This window comes from Aristophania sp. ESL1142, from assembly GCF_058107345.1.
Map to the genome: position 1 here is coordinate 1 of NZ_JBYLUH010000002.1, position 15,493 is coordinate 15,493.

The 15,493-nt window shown below is 52.4% G+C and carries 20 protein-coding genes; all 20 read right to left on the minus strand.

Translation table 11 applies throughout. The features are described from left to right. Positions 1–114: 114 nt before the first annotated feature. Positions 115–813, minus strand: coding sequence for a DNA adenine methylase (locus AC3B6P_RS07640; protein ID WP_489805499.1), 699 nt, complete (start codon positions 811–813; stop codon positions 115–117). Then, entirely contained in the window at positions 800–1,225 is a 426-nt protein-coding gene (locus tag AC3B6P_RS07645; RefSeq protein WP_489805498.1) for a hypothetical protein, read from the minus strand. Before AC3B6P_RS07645 ends, AC3B6P_RS07640 begins: the two co-directional genes overlap by 14 nt. Position 1,226: 1 nt before the next feature. Then, positions 1,227–1,619 carry a hypothetical protein gene (locus AC3B6P_RS07650; RefSeq protein WP_489805497.1) on the minus strand — a complete coding sequence of 131 codons (393 nt, stop codon included), beginning with the start codon at positions 1,617–1,619 and terminating at the stop codon, positions 1,227–1,229. Between the two features lie 2 nt (positions 1,620–1,621). Beyond that, the gene (locus AC3B6P_RS07655) at positions 1,622–3,073 is read right to left on the minus strand and encodes a hypothetical protein (RefSeq protein WP_489805496.1); all 1,452 of its coding nucleotides are present in this window, start codon (positions 3,071–3,073) and stop codon (positions 1,622–1,624) included. Then, a complete protein-coding gene (locus AC3B6P_RS07660) occupies positions 3,066–3,548 on the minus strand; it encodes a hypothetical protein (protein WP_489805564.1) in 483 nt (160 codons plus the stop codon). Before AC3B6P_RS07660 ends, AC3B6P_RS07655 begins: the two co-directional genes overlap by 8 nt. Next, positions 3,496–3,696 (minus strand): hypothetical protein, encoded by a 201-nt coding sequence (locus AC3B6P_RS07665; protein ID WP_489805565.1) that lies wholly within the window; start codon positions 3,694–3,696, stop codon positions 3,496–3,498. Before AC3B6P_RS07665 ends, AC3B6P_RS07660 begins: the two co-directional genes overlap by 53 nt. Then, positions 3,693–4,775 (minus strand): baseplate J/gp47 family protein, encoded by a 1,083-nt coding sequence (locus tag AC3B6P_RS07670; RefSeq protein WP_489805494.1) that lies wholly within the window; start codon positions 4,773–4,775, stop codon positions 3,693–3,695. The genes AC3B6P_RS07665 and AC3B6P_RS07670 overlap by 4 nt, the downstream gene beginning before the upstream one ends. Beyond that, positions 4,772–5,242, minus strand: a complete 471-nt coding sequence (locus AC3B6P_RS07675; protein WP_489805493.1) for a phage GP46 family protein — start codon at positions 5,240–5,242, stop codon at positions 4,772–4,774. Before AC3B6P_RS07675 ends, AC3B6P_RS07670 begins: the two co-directional genes overlap by 4 nt. A gap of 64 nt (positions 5,243–5,306) precedes the next feature. Beyond that, entirely contained in the window at positions 5,307–5,855 is a 549-nt protein-coding gene (locus AC3B6P_RS07680) for a phage baseplate assembly protein domain-containing protein (protein WP_489805566.1), read from the minus strand. Further along, entirely contained in the window at positions 5,852–7,159 is a 1,308-nt protein-coding gene (locus AC3B6P_RS07685) for a phage baseplate assembly protein (protein WP_489805567.1), read from the minus strand. The genes AC3B6P_RS07680 and AC3B6P_RS07685 overlap by 4 nt, the downstream gene beginning before the upstream one ends. Continuing rightward, the gene (locus AC3B6P_RS07690) at positions 7,149–8,540 is read right to left on the minus strand and encodes a DNA circularization N-terminal domain-containing protein (protein ID WP_489805568.1); all 1,392 of its coding nucleotides are present in this window, start codon (positions 8,538–8,540) and stop codon (positions 7,149–7,151) included. The genes AC3B6P_RS07685 and AC3B6P_RS07690 overlap by 11 nt, the downstream gene beginning before the upstream one ends. After that, a complete protein-coding gene (locus AC3B6P_RS07695; protein WP_489805489.1) occupies positions 8,540–10,726 on the minus strand; it encodes a phage tail tape measure protein in 2,187 nt (728 codons plus the stop codon). The genes AC3B6P_RS07690 and AC3B6P_RS07695 overlap by 1 nt, the downstream gene beginning before the upstream one ends. 158 nt (positions 10,727–10,884) lie before the next feature. Further along, positions 10,885–11,229, minus strand: a complete 345-nt coding sequence (locus AC3B6P_RS07700) for a phage tail assembly protein (protein WP_489805488.1) — start codon at positions 11,227–11,229, stop codon at positions 10,885–10,887. Then, complete coding sequence (locus tag AC3B6P_RS07705) at positions 11,229–11,588, minus strand: phage tail tube protein (protein ID WP_489805487.1); 360 nt, start codon at positions 11,586–11,588, stop codon at positions 11,229–11,231. Before AC3B6P_RS07705 ends, AC3B6P_RS07700 begins: the two co-directional genes overlap by 1 nt. Positions 11,589–11,590: 2 nt before the next feature. Further along, a complete protein-coding gene (locus tag AC3B6P_RS07710; RefSeq protein ID WP_489805569.1) occupies positions 11,591–13,075 on the minus strand; it encodes a phage tail sheath subtilisin-like domain-containing protein in 1,485 nt (494 codons plus the stop codon). After that, complete coding sequence (locus AC3B6P_RS07715; protein WP_489805570.1) at positions 13,075–13,302, minus strand: hypothetical protein; 228 nt, start codon at positions 13,300–13,302, stop codon at positions 13,075–13,077. Before AC3B6P_RS07715 ends, AC3B6P_RS07710 begins: the two co-directional genes overlap by 1 nt. Further along, on the minus strand, positions 13,295–13,888 hold the full coding sequence (locus AC3B6P_RS07720) for a hypothetical protein (protein ID WP_489805484.1): 594 nt from the start codon (positions 13,886–13,888) through the stop codon (positions 13,295–13,297). The genes AC3B6P_RS07715 and AC3B6P_RS07720 overlap by 8 nt, the downstream gene beginning before the upstream one ends. A 64-nt stretch (positions 13,889–13,952) precedes the next feature. Then, positions 13,953–14,300, minus strand: coding sequence for a phage protein Gp36 family protein (locus AC3B6P_RS07725; protein ID WP_489805571.1), 348 nt, complete (start codon positions 14,298–14,300; stop codon positions 13,953–13,955). A 2-nt stretch (positions 14,301–14,302) separates the two neighbouring features. Continuing rightward, positions 14,303–14,530: an HI1506-related protein gene (locus AC3B6P_RS07730; protein WP_489805482.1), complete on the minus strand. Its 228-nt coding sequence runs from the start codon at positions 14,528–14,530 to the stop codon at positions 14,303–14,305. Beyond that, positions 14,530–15,486 carry a Mu-like prophage major head subunit gpT family protein gene (locus tag AC3B6P_RS07735; RefSeq protein ID WP_489805481.1) on the minus strand — a complete coding sequence of 319 codons (957 nt, stop codon included), beginning with the start codon at positions 15,484–15,486 and terminating at the stop codon, positions 14,530–14,532. Before AC3B6P_RS07735 ends, AC3B6P_RS07730 begins: the two co-directional genes overlap by 1 nt. Between the last annotated feature and the right edge of the window lie 7 nt (positions 15,487–15,493).

Here is a 15,493-nt window from a genome sequence, read left to right on the forward strand (position 1 = left end):
GTAGCGCGGCAAAATTTTTTAATATTTTAGACAAAATTTCTTAAACGAAAAAACAGGATTGAAATACTATTTGAACGGCGTTTCAATCCTGTTTAAAACGGCTTTTGGATAGACTCAATTAGAGAAAATCTTTTTTACGTCTTCACAATCATTCAGTGATAACAAGAACTTTCCTTTGATCCCTCGTAATATCTCAGCCATTTCCTGAAATTCGGACCTGGTAAACTTGGCCGTGTAATAGTGTTCGGTCCCATAATAGGGCGGGTCGAGGTAAAATAGTGTCGAGGCAGTGTCGTAACGCTTTATCACTTCCTGCCATGGCAGACACTCAATCACCACGCGGGATAAGCGTTTATAAATCTCCTCAAGAAGAGGAACCAGTTTTGTTATGTCAAACCGGGCTGGAGCGGTTCTGACAACGCCAAAGCTGCCCCTTGTTTTCCCGCCAAATACCGTGCGCTGCAGATAGAGAAAACGGGCTGCACGTTCCAGATCAGTCAGTGTGTCAGGATCGGTTTTCATGAGTCTTTCAAACTCACTACGGCTCGTCAGTCGATATCTCAACATATCCAGCAACGGCACATAATGTCTCTGTAGAACCCTGAAAAATGTGATTACTTCCCGGTCATAATCGTTAATGACCTCGCATTTTGACACGAAATCACGTCTTAGAAAAACGCCTCCCATCCCGACGAATGGCTCTACATAACAACTATGTGTAATTTCTTTTTGACAACTGATAATCCTTTTTGCCAACAGCCTTTTCCCTCCTACATATGGGGCTGCTGGATGGCAGGGTTTAACGGCTTGCATGGTTCTCCTTCTCATATAATTTTGAATTAACATTTTTTACTGGCGTAACAGCCTCAAAATCTCCACATTCAGTAACAGCCCGGGCCGCCTCCATATTCTGCTCATTAACGCGGCGACCGTCGTAAAGAGCAGCAGAATGAGAGCACCTGATACGCTCCTCACGCTCGTAAAAGCGCTTCCATAAAGCCGCGTAATGCTCTCCACATTCTGTCAGTTTATCAGTCAGGAAACGTTCCCGCTCCAGCGCCAGACGAAGCTGCTCATTCTCAAGGGCACTTGCGTCAATAACATTACGCTCATGGCTCAGGCGGACTTTGGCCCATTGCCCGAACCACCCTGCAAACATGCCCACAACCCCGCCTATGACGGCTTCCCACCCTTTTGCGAGGTCCAGGAATTCTAACGGGCTCACATTACTCCGTCAGGGCATCCGGCTTTGCCGGCAGGTCTGTGCTTGTTGTGTCCGTGCCCCCAATGATGGCCTGCAACGCTTGCACATAGGCTTTAGTTTTGGGGCCAAATGTCTCTCCCATAGCCACCATCATGGGCGCCTGAGCATTGATTTCATCGACGGCATGTTGTGCTTTGTCTCCCAAACTCAAGCCAGGTTTGATATAGGTTGTAATTTTACAATCTTTATCAATATTGACACCCACATTATCCTTAAACAAGTAATTATAAACTTTGTTGTAATCATCTTCAGATAAGCGCAACCAATACGGATTATTTGAAACAAAATCTTCATAGCTTGCAGCAGATTGTACATTCCTGTGATCGTCAATCATTGCATAATAATACGTTGCCATTTTTACATAATCCCTGTTACGGTTAATACATATTCTCCGGCCACTTTTGACCAGGTTGACGCCGAATCAATAGAAACTCCGTAGATCATCACACCGTCTTTCGTTATGTCACGCTGCATACTGGATACGCCTGTTTTGTTGGCAATCATGACATTACGCCCCTTCCAATTTGGAGCGGCCTGATCGTAAAATTCAACATTGACAGATGTTTGAATCAGGATAGGGGTTTCTTTAAAGCTATAGGGAAATGGGACCCAAATATTTGTTTGGTCTCCATTAGGGGTTACAAATGTAAATATCTGTGTCACCAAACGCCCATCTCCTACCCCCTGGGTAATAATTTCTGAATAACGGTTACCACTTCCATTTTGTAAAACGCCATTCGAATAAAGGCGAACCTCGCCGGAACTCCCATCGCCATTACTCTGTTTGAGCGTTAAATATGTGCCCTCCTGAACGATTTCTCCAGAATAAGCACTGAGTTTACTGTTGAATTTTACACTTCCGCCGACAGTTCCACCCGCCAGATCAAGCTTTCCGGCTTCAGCGGCTTTGGCACGCGCAGCCTCGGCCTGCACATCATTCGTCGTAGCCAAAGTCTCGCCACCGGCATTTTTCAGGGTGCCATCCGTTGTAGCTTCCAGAACGCGGTAAAAATTCCCGTCCAGATCCTTGATCACCAGCCGGCCTGTAATGTGATTGCTCCCGTCTGGCTGGATGGCCTGCAAGTAAAACTGGCCGTTCCCCACCTGGGCGCCGAGTGTCTGGGACAGGGTTTCTCCCTTCTGGGCAAATGCCCCTCCAACCAGTAACGCCCCCGAAAGTGTCCCACCGGAAACAGGCAGTAGCCCGTCCTCAGCATTTCTGGCGCGTGTAGCTTCGGCCTGCACATCATCCACCGTAGCCAGGGCCTTTCCACGGACATTTTTCAGGGTGCCATCAGTCGTAGCTTCCAGAACCTTATAATAAGTTCCGTCCAGATCATTGATAAGCAGGCGCCCGGTGATGTGGCTTACATTATCAGGCTGAACAGCCTGCATATAAAACCGCCCGGTCCCTACTTGTGTGCCGAGGGGATTTGATAGCGTTTCCCCATTTTGGGAGAACTGTCCGCCTACAGACAGCTTCCCCGAAAGAGTGCCTCCGCTCAGAGGCAGAAGGCCCGCCTCAATACTCTTGGCGCGTCTGGTCTCAGCGGCAATATCCTCGCTTGTGGCAACGGACTTTCCCTGAATGGTTAGGCTGCCTGTAATATCGCCACCACTCAGGGGCAGATACCCGCTTTGGGCATCACTTACATCACAGAGTGTGTGAATGATGGGGTTGATGAGCGCCTGATTAAGCGGCGTCCCTTCCTGCTTGCCAGGCACAAGATCAAGGACAGAAGGACGCCCCTTATCATCCACCGTCATATTAGGCACGCCCATAAATTGGGGCCATTTGGGGTTAGTCATTTACCCACACTCCATCATGTCTGAAATAAACTTCGCTATGGGCCGGTTTCAGAAGTTGAAAAACCCGCATCAGCTCTGCAAAACCACTCTTATCGTCCTGCGCCGCGTCCATCATGCCAGACACAGCCAGCCCGCAAACGGCTTCCAGAGAGCCATTTGGCAGTTCCACAATCCACATAAAACGCAGCGTGACATCACTCACTTCAGAACCATCACCACACGTAACAGCCCCGCAAATCGCTGCTTCCGGCTCTGTAATGGATATGCTGACGCCGTAACTCTCGGCCAAAGCGATATAAAAAGCCGGGGTCTGGTTGCCTCGGGCCGTCCATCTCTGTTGCAGAATGTAACGCCACTCACGCTCAGTCAGATCCCCCTGATCCCGTCCCAGCGGATCAGGCCCCAGCAATGTACGATAATCATCAAGGAAGATCCGATGAACCAGGGCAAATCTCCCGCACAATTGCAGCGCCATCCCGCTCAAGTTCTTCCCGCGGGCCTGCGAGCGCACGCATAAGCACCCTGACATTAGAGCCGTTCAGGGCAGTGCCAGCCGGGAGGAGACCCTCACTCCACTCATGGGCAATTTCATCAGCAGAACGTGGAGCAGAAACAAACGTCATTTCTTTATCGCCTGCCACGTAATGCCGTCCATAACGGGTAGCTGATTCACATTATAGACGGTGTCATGAAGGGGAGAGATCACCGAGGACACCCCGCCAACGGCATTAAACAAAGCCGCCTGTAACGCTTCAAGATAGCGCGTTCCACCTATGCTGACACCGTTATAGACTGACTGAAACGCGGCCATAACCTTGTCACGATTGACCTGATTATCCAGCCCCAGCCTGACAATGGGCGTTTCATGCACCAGCTCAACAGGATAGACGGTCGCATGGCCCACAATGGGCCTGCGTGCTTCAATATAATCCTGCACCCGCACGATCTCTTCTTGCGTCGGCACACGCGGCCCCGCAAAACCGATAATCACCCCAACGGTGCCAGGCCCCGTATAAGAAGGCACGACATTGACGAATTTAGCCCCGGCATTACTCGCCCATTTGCGGTAATCCTCAGCATCTCCGCCATTATAGGGGTTGCGAATGGCATCAATAATGCGTCCCCTCCAGTCCTCAACGCCTTCAATATCAGCACCACCAGCCAGACCGTCCTGATCCACCGTGATCGTATCAATTCCAGCAACAGGACTAACCAATGAAAGGACATTATCGGCCGGAATGTTCCCCGTCGTTCCTGTGGTTTGACAGGATACAGAAGCGCTTTTGCTCTCTCCCGGGGAAAGTGTAACAGGCTGGCTTAATTCCCATTGCACAGAACCATCTTTGGTCAGCACACTTCCTTGCGGCAGGGACACGTCACTCACGGCCTTGATGATCACCTTACCCACTGCTGATTGCGGGGCCAAACGAGGCACACCCCAGATTTGTCCATGCTGTGGCAAAAGGCCGTCTGAACCCACCGTCGCCGTTGTCGGTAAAAGCTCAAGAAAACGATCCCGGATATAAAGGTAAGTCTCATAATCAGAGAGTGCCATGGCTGAGACCAGCACCTGCTCAAAGGTGGAGGGTGCGGTCGGGTCAAGCGTAACCATACTCCCATCATCCGCCCTGAATGTTGCCTGAGCGAAGCTTGCCATATAACGCTGAGCAATATCGGAAGGGGTGGGAATGCGCGCGCTCATAACGTCTCCACACGCTGGGTGACAGACGTGCCGGCATTTTTAACCGTTACAGTTAAAGCGCGGTCTTTCCACCCTGCTGAAACAGACATCTCCTGCCCATGATAGGCCCCAATCGGGTCCACGGCTGCCTGTGCGTAATCTTCCGCCGTAATGCGCGTAGCCTCACTTCTTTTGGCACGCTCCAACAGCCAGAGCTTGGAGCCAAGCCGTTGCCCTTCCTCCTGCAAAATATCACCAACCCAACCGCGCTTTCCGCCCAGTGGGATCATCGTGCCATCAGGCTCAGTCAATAAAGAGGGAATGACGTCATCAGGGTCTGCACGACGGTGCGAACCAAGCGCAATAATCAACGCTGAAGCCAACGTGAGATCAAAACTGATCTGTCCGCGTCCTTCACCGGTTCTGGTAATGACAAGATCAGTCTGCCCATGATGGTCGGGGCCAATATGAAGGGTGCCAATGCTCATATCCTACTGATACAAACTGCCACCCTAAAACCATCAGGGGGAAAACCTCCCCCCATATAATCTGTTACTGAGGTTTAGCTGTGCTAGCCCCACCAGCCTGCACACCACTATGAGTGTGGTTGTTGAGAGAAACTTTGGCGGTCACATCTTTACCGGCATGAATATTACCAGAGACCGTAAGATTACCTGTTATAGTGACACCACTCTGGTCCAGCTTTAATATTTCTGTCCCTTTCACGTGTATAACAAAGGAACTGACGACATCAACCTCGGCAATCAGACCGTTGCGGAAGATAAGCCTCTGTCCCGCTGCATCATAAAGAACCGTTTCGCCTTCTTTTAAATTTCCCATGCGTGCCGCCGCGGGATTGGACGGCGGTAACGCCACAAGATCAGCAGGGTCAGCCCCCGTGCTAACAATATGGGTAACCGCCCCATCAATAGGTACGTGAGAAGAAAAGCCGAACGGTTGATGAACCGGGATTTTGGTCCTGACTTGCCCCGCATGAACATTGAGATCCACCAGCTGCTCAGGCCCGTCATCATAAACAGCGCCCACAACAGCACGGGCAATTTGAGAGCGGATCGCATGATAAATATCAATGATATTCATGATTTATCCGCTTCATCACGCCGCCACGTCTTGCCATGCTTGCGGGTAATCTGTCCTTTGGTGGGAGTATGGTCAGCACCGCCTGTTAAATCATAGGCATCCGGCGGCACGACCGAAATCCGTGTCTCACACTGATCCCCTGAAATCATCCATGTTACCGCGCCAATCAGCATGTCCCCATTCACACCACAAACATCGTCTTTAACCTTCACGATCTGGTTGGGTTTCCAGAGGGTTTTCTTACTAGTCAGTAATCGGGGCACGGTATATACCCGAGCAGAACCCTGAGCACGGGTCGTGCGCATACGCCAGGCAGCCTGATCGTCCAGAGTAAAAGGCTGCCCGGCCTGACGTGACGGTGTGGCCGCCTGTTTGGGAGGGTCTGTCCTGTTCCAACCCGCACGGGGCGAAATTTGTGATTTTTGCAGGATCGACGCCAGTTCTGCCCCACTATGAGAAACCTGCTGCTGCCCCTGGCTCGTCGTTCCCGCCACATAAACCTTCGGCCGGTAACGCCCGACCTTCTCATCATAACAATAGCCAAACGCGCAGGCCGCCTGCTTTTCATGCGCAATATGCCCCTTTGTCAAAAGGGCAGCGCCGGCAGCTTCCAACACTGAAAACGCGCTTTTCTTACCCCTATGAACAGACGTGCCTTGTGCTTTGACGATATGGTCTGAGTAATTCTGGCTCAGACGCTCCTCAAATTGCAGCACATTGCCACTGGGGAAGATAAGATCCTCATCAGCGCGTGTGTTGCCAGGCTTTGTCAGAAGGATGTTGCCCAGCCCGTCAGACGTAACCAGCACGCCACGCTGGCGGCTCTGTTTCTCAATCGCATCCAGCACGGAAGACCCCGCCTCAAAGGCGACAACTTCAAAGGGAGCACCCGTATCAACCACTCTTTTGACACTGAGACCGTAAGGATTGGCCAGAGACCCGACGACCGTTTCCAGCCGGACATTATCCATCCGCCCCGGCCCCTCAGGCTGGGCGGTACAGTCAACAATATCTCCAGCGAGATCACGCCCCGAGATTGTAACGGAAAGAGAATGTTCATCCCCACGGGAATTGATCGCCTCAATCCAGCCCTTGAGCACGGGAAAGTTGGCGATATAGATCTCCACCGCCGCCCCCATGGAAGGGCGCTCCCCGGGTTGGGGAGGAAAGGATAACGCCAGCTCTGCACGGAAGATACCCGCAAGATTGGCGAGGTCCATCCCCACTTCAAGGCTGGTCCAGCGGTCATAAAGCTGCCCTTCAATGACAAGCAACGCATTGCGCTCAAGCTTCTCAAGAGACATGGTTCATCTCCAGCATTTCAAGCAGACCGGCAGGGGTGAGGGCAGGATGGCGAATACGATTGCGCGAGACGGCATCATCAAACATGGTCTGCATGGAGGAGGGGTCATCCCCCCCCATGGCATAGCAGAGCGACCAGAGCGAAGACCGCGCCGCAACGGGAACTTCCATCACTTGAGGGAGGCTCCCAATGCGGGAATTGGCATCAGCAATCAGTCCTGCCTTGAGGGCCTGAGCACCAGTATAAAGTCCTCCTAAAGACTGTGAGGATTGGGAAGAAGCCGCGTTCTCAATGGACGTACCCAAATCATTAATGGCCGCCACAATCTGGTCCCGCGCATCCTCTGCCTCCTGATTGCTCACAAAGTCTGACGCCGCCCAGCCAGAGACAAGCTGACTCACCACAAAAGCCTGCGCCGCCACGCTGAGCGCCAGCATCGTGCCCGGGTCAGTATTTTGGGAGGCGAGATCAGCACCCGCCTGTTTGATCTGCTGAGCTGCATTTAATAAGAGCTTCGTTACCGTCTGCCCTGTAACCTGCTCCCCTTGAGGCGTGACAGACGGGCTGGCAATCACCGATTGATCCGGTTCCGTAATGGCCGCAGCTACCGACGCGGGCAGCCCGGCCAGGACATCCACAACCTGTCCGCCATAATCAGGCTGGGAGGGGGACACGCCCTTTGCAGCCTGCACCAGAACAGGTGAAGCCGCACTTTTAATAGGCTCTGGTGCACTAGCGGTCAGAGAGTCAAAAATGCCCTGACATTGGGAGACGAGAGAACTCACCCCATTAATTAGCGCAAGGGGCAACGTTGCGACAGACAACACATCAGAAATCAGGCTCTGGGCCTGGTCCATTAATTGGTCAGCTGTTTCCAGAATATTATTGATGGTGTCACTAATCTGGGCAAATAATCCCTTTTTCGCCGGCGGGTCAGGGTCACGAACCAGCTCAACGTGAAAGGTCGTGCACCGGATGGCATTTTCACGGAACTCGAACGTCGCAGGAGAAACCAGCCGGACCTTGAGGTTCCCCCACCATGGATGCACCAGCGTCACCTTGCCGGTCTTCATCAAAGCCGTGCGCATCCGTTTGGAACGGGTAATATAATCATCCCCAACAATCACACCACTTATGGAAAGTGGGGTATCGATTGCACCAAAATCCTGAAAGAGCTGCTTGTCAGGGTCCTGATTAGGGAACAAAACCCGGTGAATACGCCGCCCGGCTTGTTCACGTGAGTCAATAATGGAGAAGGACACACCTGCGAGCGTGCTTTGCTGCGTAAAACGGGCAAAGAGTCCACCCGCCAAACCGCCAGCCAGCTGGGAAAGCTCAGACCCTGCAAGCCCGCCAAGGCCCTGTGTATCGATAAGCGACATCAGGGCCTCACCATCATCGGCCCATGATCGACCTGAATAGAGGAGTGGTCAGAACGGGCCGAGACCTTTAGCCCTTTCTCTGCTTCAATCCTGATTTTGACAGTGCGTTCTTTTGGCTCTGTCCTATGTCCCGAAGGCTGAGCATGATGCGCCAAAACATGGTGATGATGATAATGTTTTGTCTTTGAGATCACCGAAGAATGATGTTTCGGATGTTGATGATCATATGTTTTGAGAAGTTTGGCATTCACACTTCCCAGCGCCCTTCTTTTATTGAAATGCCTGATTTGCTCTGCATACCATGACTGAAAACCCTGAACTTGTTGGTCTTTTTCCTTTTGGGTTTGCAGCGTATTCACAGGGTCATAATGGGAGTGATCATCACGTCCCGATAAAAAATCATGCAGGTTTCTTGGCCACATATGCTTCAGGCGGTCAATAAACGCACTGATCTGGTCCCCCAAATCCTGGAAAAATTGCTTAACCTTGTCAGAATTTTTCCAGAGCAGAACCAGCACCACCACTAATGCCAGCAACCCCACAATCACCAGAACCACAGGCCATGAGACCAGCCCCAAAATAACGCCCATGGCCCCAAAAGCCACACTGGCCAGCCCGATGACAGCCCCCAGTCCCGTGATCACCGTAACCGCCGCAATGACCAAACCTACAAGGCCAATCAAAACAACCGTAAGACCATGACAATGCTTGTCCATCCACTCAAGACATTCATTAACAAAATTGACAGCCACCGTCAGACCATTGAGAATGGGCGTAAAATCATCCCCGATGCGTTTGAGCAACTCCATCAGGGATTCCTCAAATTTTTGCACGGAAATCAGACCGGACTTTTTCCCGTCTGCATAATCACGGTCAATCACCTGTTGGTCAGCCCCTGCCACTTTTTTACGAATTTTGCTGAATTGTGGCCAGTGATCCAAAATCGCCCGGATAGCCCCTGTGTCATATTGGTTGCCAAACAGGTTCGAGAGAACAATTTCTTTATTGCGGGCATGATCGACAGCAAATTTGATTTTGTTAATAACGGCTACCATTGGGTCGATACCATTTTTTCGGGCCTTGTCCTCAAAATCAAACAGATTTTCCCCTTTAAACACCCGTCCCCAATGCTGTAATCCATGCCTTGACGTTACCGTCTGCAAAAATGCCATACCTCTGGTGAACGCCTCACCATCATTACCGGTTGATTTTCTAATAACCCCGATAGCCGCAGCCAGATCATCAACACCTGATCGCCCTTTGATACCCAGACTTCCTGCTGCCGCTGCCAATTCTGGTAAGAGTGGTGCAACTTTTTCAAAAGGCAGGTCTGCATTTTTCCCGTCAATCGCGAGTGATGCCAAAGCACCCTGTAAGTGTTTGTCGTCAATGCCTAAATTCTCTTTGAGAGCAAAAGCCGTCTTGGCCACGGCTTCCGGCTTGGCATTATAGGCTGTGGCAATCTTTGCCGTTGTAGCCAGAGAGCTTTCCAGTTCCTGTCCACGAAATCCTTCACGTGAGAAAAACCCTAACGCTTCTGCAAGCTCCCCACCGCTCTGGCCTGTATTTCGTGCCAGCTCATTGATTCTTATTTTCTCAGCCGCAACATATTTATCGAGATCAGCCCCATGAATTTCCAGCCCAATCCCGACGTGCCTTATTGTATTGTCATACTCCGCCGCCTCCTTAGCCGGTTCCAAAAGCTCGAACCCGCCCATGAGCGCGCCAAACCCACGGGACTGCGTTTTTTCCCAATTTTCATGAAAGCTGTGTAAAGCCCCGCCAAACCGGCTCCCATGACCAGACTCACCAACCCCTGACAGGGCCGATTTCAGCCGCCCTAATACCCCAATAGAGGCACTGGCCCGCTCATCTAGAACCGCCATTTCCCCTATAGCCGCTCCGAGACCCCCAGAGGCCGCTTCACCAGCTCCTGCCGTAGCTCCCAAGGCCTCACTTAATTCCCCTGAAACCCCCACAGCACTTTGCATGGTTTCTGTGAGGTGCCCAGTTGTCCGTTCCATTTCAGTAAGGGAACGGTTCGCGGCCTCACTGCCTGTGGTCGCTTCGGCAATTCCCTCAAGCCGTGCGGTTAAATCCTCAATACGCTGGAGAATTTTTTGCAGGGGAGAGCTCATCTGGTCGAGCAACTGCAATTCAAATTGAGCCGTCAGTTCTCCAGCCACAAAGGCCTCCGTTAATCCAGCGTGTTAATATCCAACCTCTGATTTGAGGCGCTCGCTATAGTCGTTCTGGGCAGCGGTCCAGAAATTGAGTTCCTGAAACGTCAAGGCCCGAAGGTCGCTGCGGTTAAACCGCAGCGTATTGGCGAGAGAGGCCAGCCTTACGGGCCAGTCATCTCCCCATCGTCCAAAAAACCGGACATGATTTTCTGGCAGCGCACATAATCACGTCCACTCATGGCGCGAAGGAGCTTTTCCCCCACAATCCCCTTATTGCCGGTGCAGCGCTGCAACATATCGAGAGAGGTCTTGGCATTAACACCCCCCGTGCTGCTATCAATCAGATCACCAGCTGTCAGTTCACGGAAAACAAGCTCTGAAAGCTCTTTCCTGTCGCCACCCTGAAATTCAAGGGATACAGGGCGGGTCAATGTGTAACGGATGGAACCATCTTCCAACAGCTCAGCCCCTTTGGGGAGTTCTTCTGATTTATGCTCTTCGGTCATTATTTAGTCTCCTGATACGTATTGAAGGTAAAGGTCACGGTGGCTGGCTTGCCGCCACCAGCCCATTCCGGCTGCTCACGCACCCAGGCGTCAGACACCACAATGGTCGTGCCAAGGTCGGTCTGGAGCTGAAGTTCGCCTTCGCCAAGGGATGGGTCAAAATCATTAAGCGACATGTCGCTCGTCATATTGACGTTCACCTTGACCTGCCCGCCCTGATATTCAGAGGAACGGAGCGTGCGGAAATTGGCGTGAACGTCATTATTCTTGACGCCACTGAGTTTGATGGAAGAGCTTTTATCAGTGTCGTACTGTTTGCCTCGCCAGAAAAAGCGGATAATGCCAAGCGTTTGTGCCATTTTTACACCTGTAATTGCAGAGAGTTCGCCAGGACAACCAGACTGCCCATAGGCTTGATTGGAAGAGAGGAATCAACACGTGAGCGGTCTTCCCCATTGCGCTCAAACTGTGCCTGTGCCCCAGTCGTCGCCACATCATCAATCCAGCCCTGATTTTGATAAAGCAGGCACTGGGCAACCCATGAAGCCTTCAAGGTTTTGGGTGTGACCACCCCTTCCGCATTAGCCAGTGGACTGTCATCATCAGCGAGCTTTGAACGGGCATAGGTCTCATTTACGTAAGTGTTCCACTCATAGCGGACACGCGCCCCAATGGAAGGAATCATAACGTCCCACACTCCCATAGATTGCCCCGTTTTGGGGTCAGAGGTACGGGTAGTCACCACACGCTCAAGCGCCATTGTGCCGTCACGTTGGACTTTAACAGTTGAACAGCCATTCTGAAGCAGAACCGAACGCTGCGTGTCTGAAAACTGGTCCGCTGTTTCCGGTCCTAGATCACTCAATGTATTGAGCGGCAAGGTCCGCAACTGACGGGCGGGGTCATTATTCAGAGACTGTGCCACCTGTGCGCCCAAAGCCGCAGCAATCTGCCAGGAGCTGCAACGGGGGTTCTGGAGCGGCAGCATGATCAGCTCTTCAGAGGTCATGAAATTCTGTTGCACAGCCAGAGCCTGGCCCTGTGTGGCACGCAGACCAACAAAAACGCGCATATCCTTGGCGACCATGGCATCATTACGTCGTTTTGCTTCAGCCACAGCCGCAGAAATTGCCGTGACATCCGTCTGGCAGAGTATGACGTCTGTATACCAGGTTTCACCCAGAGCCAGTAAAGCCGGGGCAATATCAATGTCCCCCGTGCCGCCCGCCATAGCCTTGACGGTAACGGACACACCGGCAATCTGGTCACTAACCGCGCTGGAATAGCGAATATCAATGTCGTTGGTTAGGGAGCCACCTTCACCAGCCGTAATAGTCACCGTGCTTTTATCGTCATTGCCCAGAGCCACGGACAGCCCTGTCAAACGCAGCGCGGCACTGGCTCCTGCAGCCTTGACCAGCCCAGAGGCAATGTCACCAGAACTCGCCCCAACCGCCACACTCCAACTGACCCGCACACCAGCCAGAACGACCGCAGCCGTTGTGGCTGAAGTTGCTGTGCCTGCAAAGGTGATGGCCCCGGTTGCAGCTGTGGCATCATCAGGCAGGGCAATGCCAATAACATCTACGCTTAAAGTGGGTTTTTCATTAATAAAGCCACGGACCGTCTGTGCAAGGATGGAGCCTGCTCCATAAAGCTGCTCTGCCTGCCCAGTTGTCATATATTCATGTATAATCGCTGAAGCTGCTTTATTGCCAGTCTGGCCAATAATGACAGGGCGCAGCGGCATCCCCGCCAATGAGCCGGGTGCCGGCACATAACTGACCTCTGTATAAGAGCCGGGAACAGACCATTCACCCGGGATTTCCTGAAAATCAACCGTCATTATTTATCGTCCTTTTTAGAAGGAGCCGGGGCCGCTGTGACAGGTTTTGTCGCTACTGGTTTCGTGAGTGTTTTTTCATCGACCAGCACCAGATCACCCGCCCGCAACGCTCGCGCCCAATAGGGGTCGTTCTTTTTCACCTTGAACGGCTCACCCGGCACATCCTGTCCCTGTGGCGTAAGCACGCGCCGTTTCTCTCCGGCTTTCACCAGAATTGTTTCATCCATTCTTTTTCTCCTGTTCTGCTAACGTCTCAATCTGGTTGGTCTGTTTGATGAAATCGTCCAGCAGGGCGAGTGTTTCGCTATTGCCCAGCTCAACATTGTCAAAAACCAGTTCTGCGACGATCAACGCACTGCGTTCGTTAAACCACTCCGCTGTTTCCGGGATGTTCAGATTACGCACACAGCACGTGCCAATGCCCGGCACCGTCCAGTTATGCATCCCGCCCGCAATCGCGGCCATCACACCCATAATGCCCATGCCACGGAGTTGACCTGTGCCCTGATAAAGGGCCTCACTTTTCACCTGCGTCAGTAAAATGCCGACCGGAAAGGAAACCGTGCCGGTAAATGATGCCCCCGCACGGTCATTCCCCCGCCAGCCACCGAAACCTACCGCTACCGTGGCCCCGTTCTTGATGATTTTCTGCCATGTCCCCTGTGTCGGGTGGGGCGGTAAAATCGTGTGAGCGAATGAGGCTTCAGGCAATAATCCCCTCAAACGAGCACATACGGCCTCAAAGAGTTCGGCCAGAACATCACCCTTCAAAATCGCTTCAGGATAGCCTTTAGGGGTTATGTCTTTCACCATAACGCCCCCGCACTCATTCCAGCTTGCCGTGAAGTGATACGGGACCAGCTCTGGCTTGTTTCATTTACGACCTGGGCATCAAGCGTGGCTTTTCCAGAAGCAACATCACGCAACTCATGGCGGCCTGCTGGCCGGCTTTGATCTGTTCAGAGGGAATGTTGTCACCCCCCGTCGCCAGATCAAACCGTGCCAGTTGACAGCAAACACGCACCAGAACCGGCGTCACCGGGTTTACAGGCAATTGGTAACGACGCTGGAGATAGCTATCCATCACGGCTGAAACATCGTTTAAAACCTGTTTCACACGCACTTCATCCAGCGTGCCACGGGGCGCGTCCAGATCAGTCGTCGTGGCCGCAATTTCATCACGGCCGTAACGTGAAGTCAGATCATCCAGCGTCGCATAAGCCATTGTTACACAACCTCAACCAGCGTCAGTTCAGGTTCACGTCGCATTGTCTCAATCTGCTCATCAGACAGTTCACGGCGGGACCAGATTTTGACCCGCTCATGCGTAATACCTGCCCGCCTGAAGCCAGGGGTCGCACACATCACCAGAACAGAGCCTGAGGGCAAGGGGTGCTTTCCTGACGGCGTCAGCATGACAGCCTTCATTTCAGTTTTTTCGTCAGTCTTGCTCATCAGTCATTCACCGCCAAAGTGTTGAGGTAAGGGCACACAACGAGCTTGACCGTGCCAGCCCAGGGGTTGGACCCCGTGACGTACGTCTTGTTGTCGGGTGCTAGCGTGGGTAGGAAGTCCTTTTCCACCAGCTGCCGCGCAGGCCCTTCCAGTGAGGTCGGGACGTACAGAATGTCCGGCCGGGTGTTATAGGGCGTGCCATCCCGCCTGAACTGCGCCTGCATCTGCGCAATCGCTGCGCCAATATTCTCGGCCGTTAAGGGTGCCGTGGAGCGGAAGGCAAAATTATGCAGCCCATAACCAGCAGCACAACGCCCATCAGCCCCCCACACAAACTCATTGCCATTAAAGACATTTCCTTGTGTCAGCTGCGTGCGCGCCTGAACGGTAAAGGGACGGCGACGCTGGAAAATCAGGGGTTTTAAAGGCTGTTTTGTGTTGAACAGATACCAGGCCGGCACTGCCCCAACACTCCCGCTAGGACGCTGAATGTTAGAGAAAACACTCTCCTTGCCATTCTGGTCATAAGCCTGATGGTCGGTATCAAAGAAATATTGCCCGTCCATGCCCTTCTGCTTATGGCCATTTTCCAGAAGCTCAAAGACCAACTTATCCGGCAGACTTCCTGCGTCCGCAGCCAGTTGCTGGGTGATGGGTGTCAGAAATCCTAATTGATCATCCTCAATATCCTCACGGCGGATCGAGAATGTCTGCTCAAAGGTCTTGTTGCGGATGGTCATGCGCCCCGCTTCACCAATGCGGTGCACAATGCGCTGGCCGAACCATTCCCGAAAGCCGGGCAGTTCCAGCAGGCGGGGGTAAACTTCCTCCCCTGCGGAAGAAGGGACATCCAGCGTAAAGGGCTTATAATGCGTCTCAACCGTCTGGATATATTTATCAAACGCCAGATTAACACGCGCGGTCAGCGCATTAATCGTTCCAATATTAATGTCCATGATAAAC

Coding starts and splice junctions, on each gene's coding strand:
- AC3B6P_RS07640 (WP_489805499.1), bottom strand. CDS start 813: ATGCAAGCCGTTAAACCCTGCCATCCAGCAGCCCCATATGTAGGAGGG.
- AC3B6P_RS07650 (WP_489805497.1), bottom strand. CDS start 1,619: ATGGCAACGTATTATTATGCAATGATTGACGATCACAGGAATGTACAA.
- AC3B6P_RS07655 (WP_489805496.1), bottom strand. CDS start 3,073: ATGACTAACCCCAAATGGCCCCAATTTATGGGCGTGCCTAATATGACG.
- AC3B6P_RS07660 (WP_489805564.1), bottom strand. CDS start 3,548: ATGGCGCTGCAATTGTGCGGGAGATTTGCCCTGGTTCATCGGATCTTC.
- AC3B6P_RS07665 (WP_489805565.1), bottom strand. CDS start 3,696: ATGACGTTTGTTTCTGCTCCACGTTCTGCTGATGAAATTGCCCATGAG.
- AC3B6P_RS07670 (WP_489805494.1), bottom strand. CDS start 4,775: ATGAGCGCGCGCATTCCCACCCCTTCCGATATTGCTCAGCGTTATATG.
- AC3B6P_RS07675 (WP_489805493.1), bottom strand. CDS start 5,242: ATGAGCATTGGCACCCTTCATATTGGCCCCGACCATCATGGGCAGACT.
- AC3B6P_RS07680 (WP_489805566.1), bottom strand. CDS start 5,855: ATGAATATCATTGATATTTATCATGCGATCCGCTCTCAAATTGCCCGT.
- AC3B6P_RS07685 (WP_489805567.1), bottom strand. CDS start 7,159: ATGTCTCTTGAGAAGCTTGAGCGCAATGCGTTGCTTGTCATTGAAGGG.
- AC3B6P_RS07690 (WP_489805568.1), bottom strand. CDS start 8,540: ATGTCGCTTATCGATACACAGGGCCTTGGCGGGCTTGCAGGGTCTGAG.
- AC3B6P_RS07700 (WP_489805488.1), bottom strand. CDS start 11,229: ATGACCGAAGAGCATAAATCAGAAGAACTCCCCAAAGGGGCTGAGCTG.
- AC3B6P_RS07705 (WP_489805487.1), bottom strand. CDS start 11,588: ATGGCACAAACGCTTGGCATTATCCGCTTTTTCTGGCGAGGCAAACAG.
- AC3B6P_RS07710 (WP_489805569.1), bottom strand. CDS start 13,075: ATGACGGTTGATTTTCAGGAAATCCCGGGTGAATGGTCTGTTCCCGGC.
- AC3B6P_RS07715 (WP_489805570.1), bottom strand. CDS start 13,302: ATGGATGAAACAATTCTGGTGAAAGCCGGAGAGAAACGGCGCGTGCTT.
- AC3B6P_RS07720 (WP_489805484.1), bottom strand. CDS start 13,888: ATGGTGAAAGACATAACCCCTAAAGGCTATCCTGAAGCGATTTTGAAG.
- AC3B6P_RS07725 (WP_489805571.1), bottom strand. CDS start 14,300: ATGGCTTATGCGACGCTGGATGATCTGACTTCACGTTACGGCCGTGAT.
- AC3B6P_RS07730 (WP_489805482.1), bottom strand. CDS start 14,530: ATGAGCAAGACTGACGAAAAAACTGAAATGAAGGCTGTCATGCTGACG.
- AC3B6P_RS07735 (WP_489805481.1), bottom strand. CDS start 15,486: ATGGACATTAATATTGGAACGATTAATGCGCTGACCGCGCGTGTTAAT.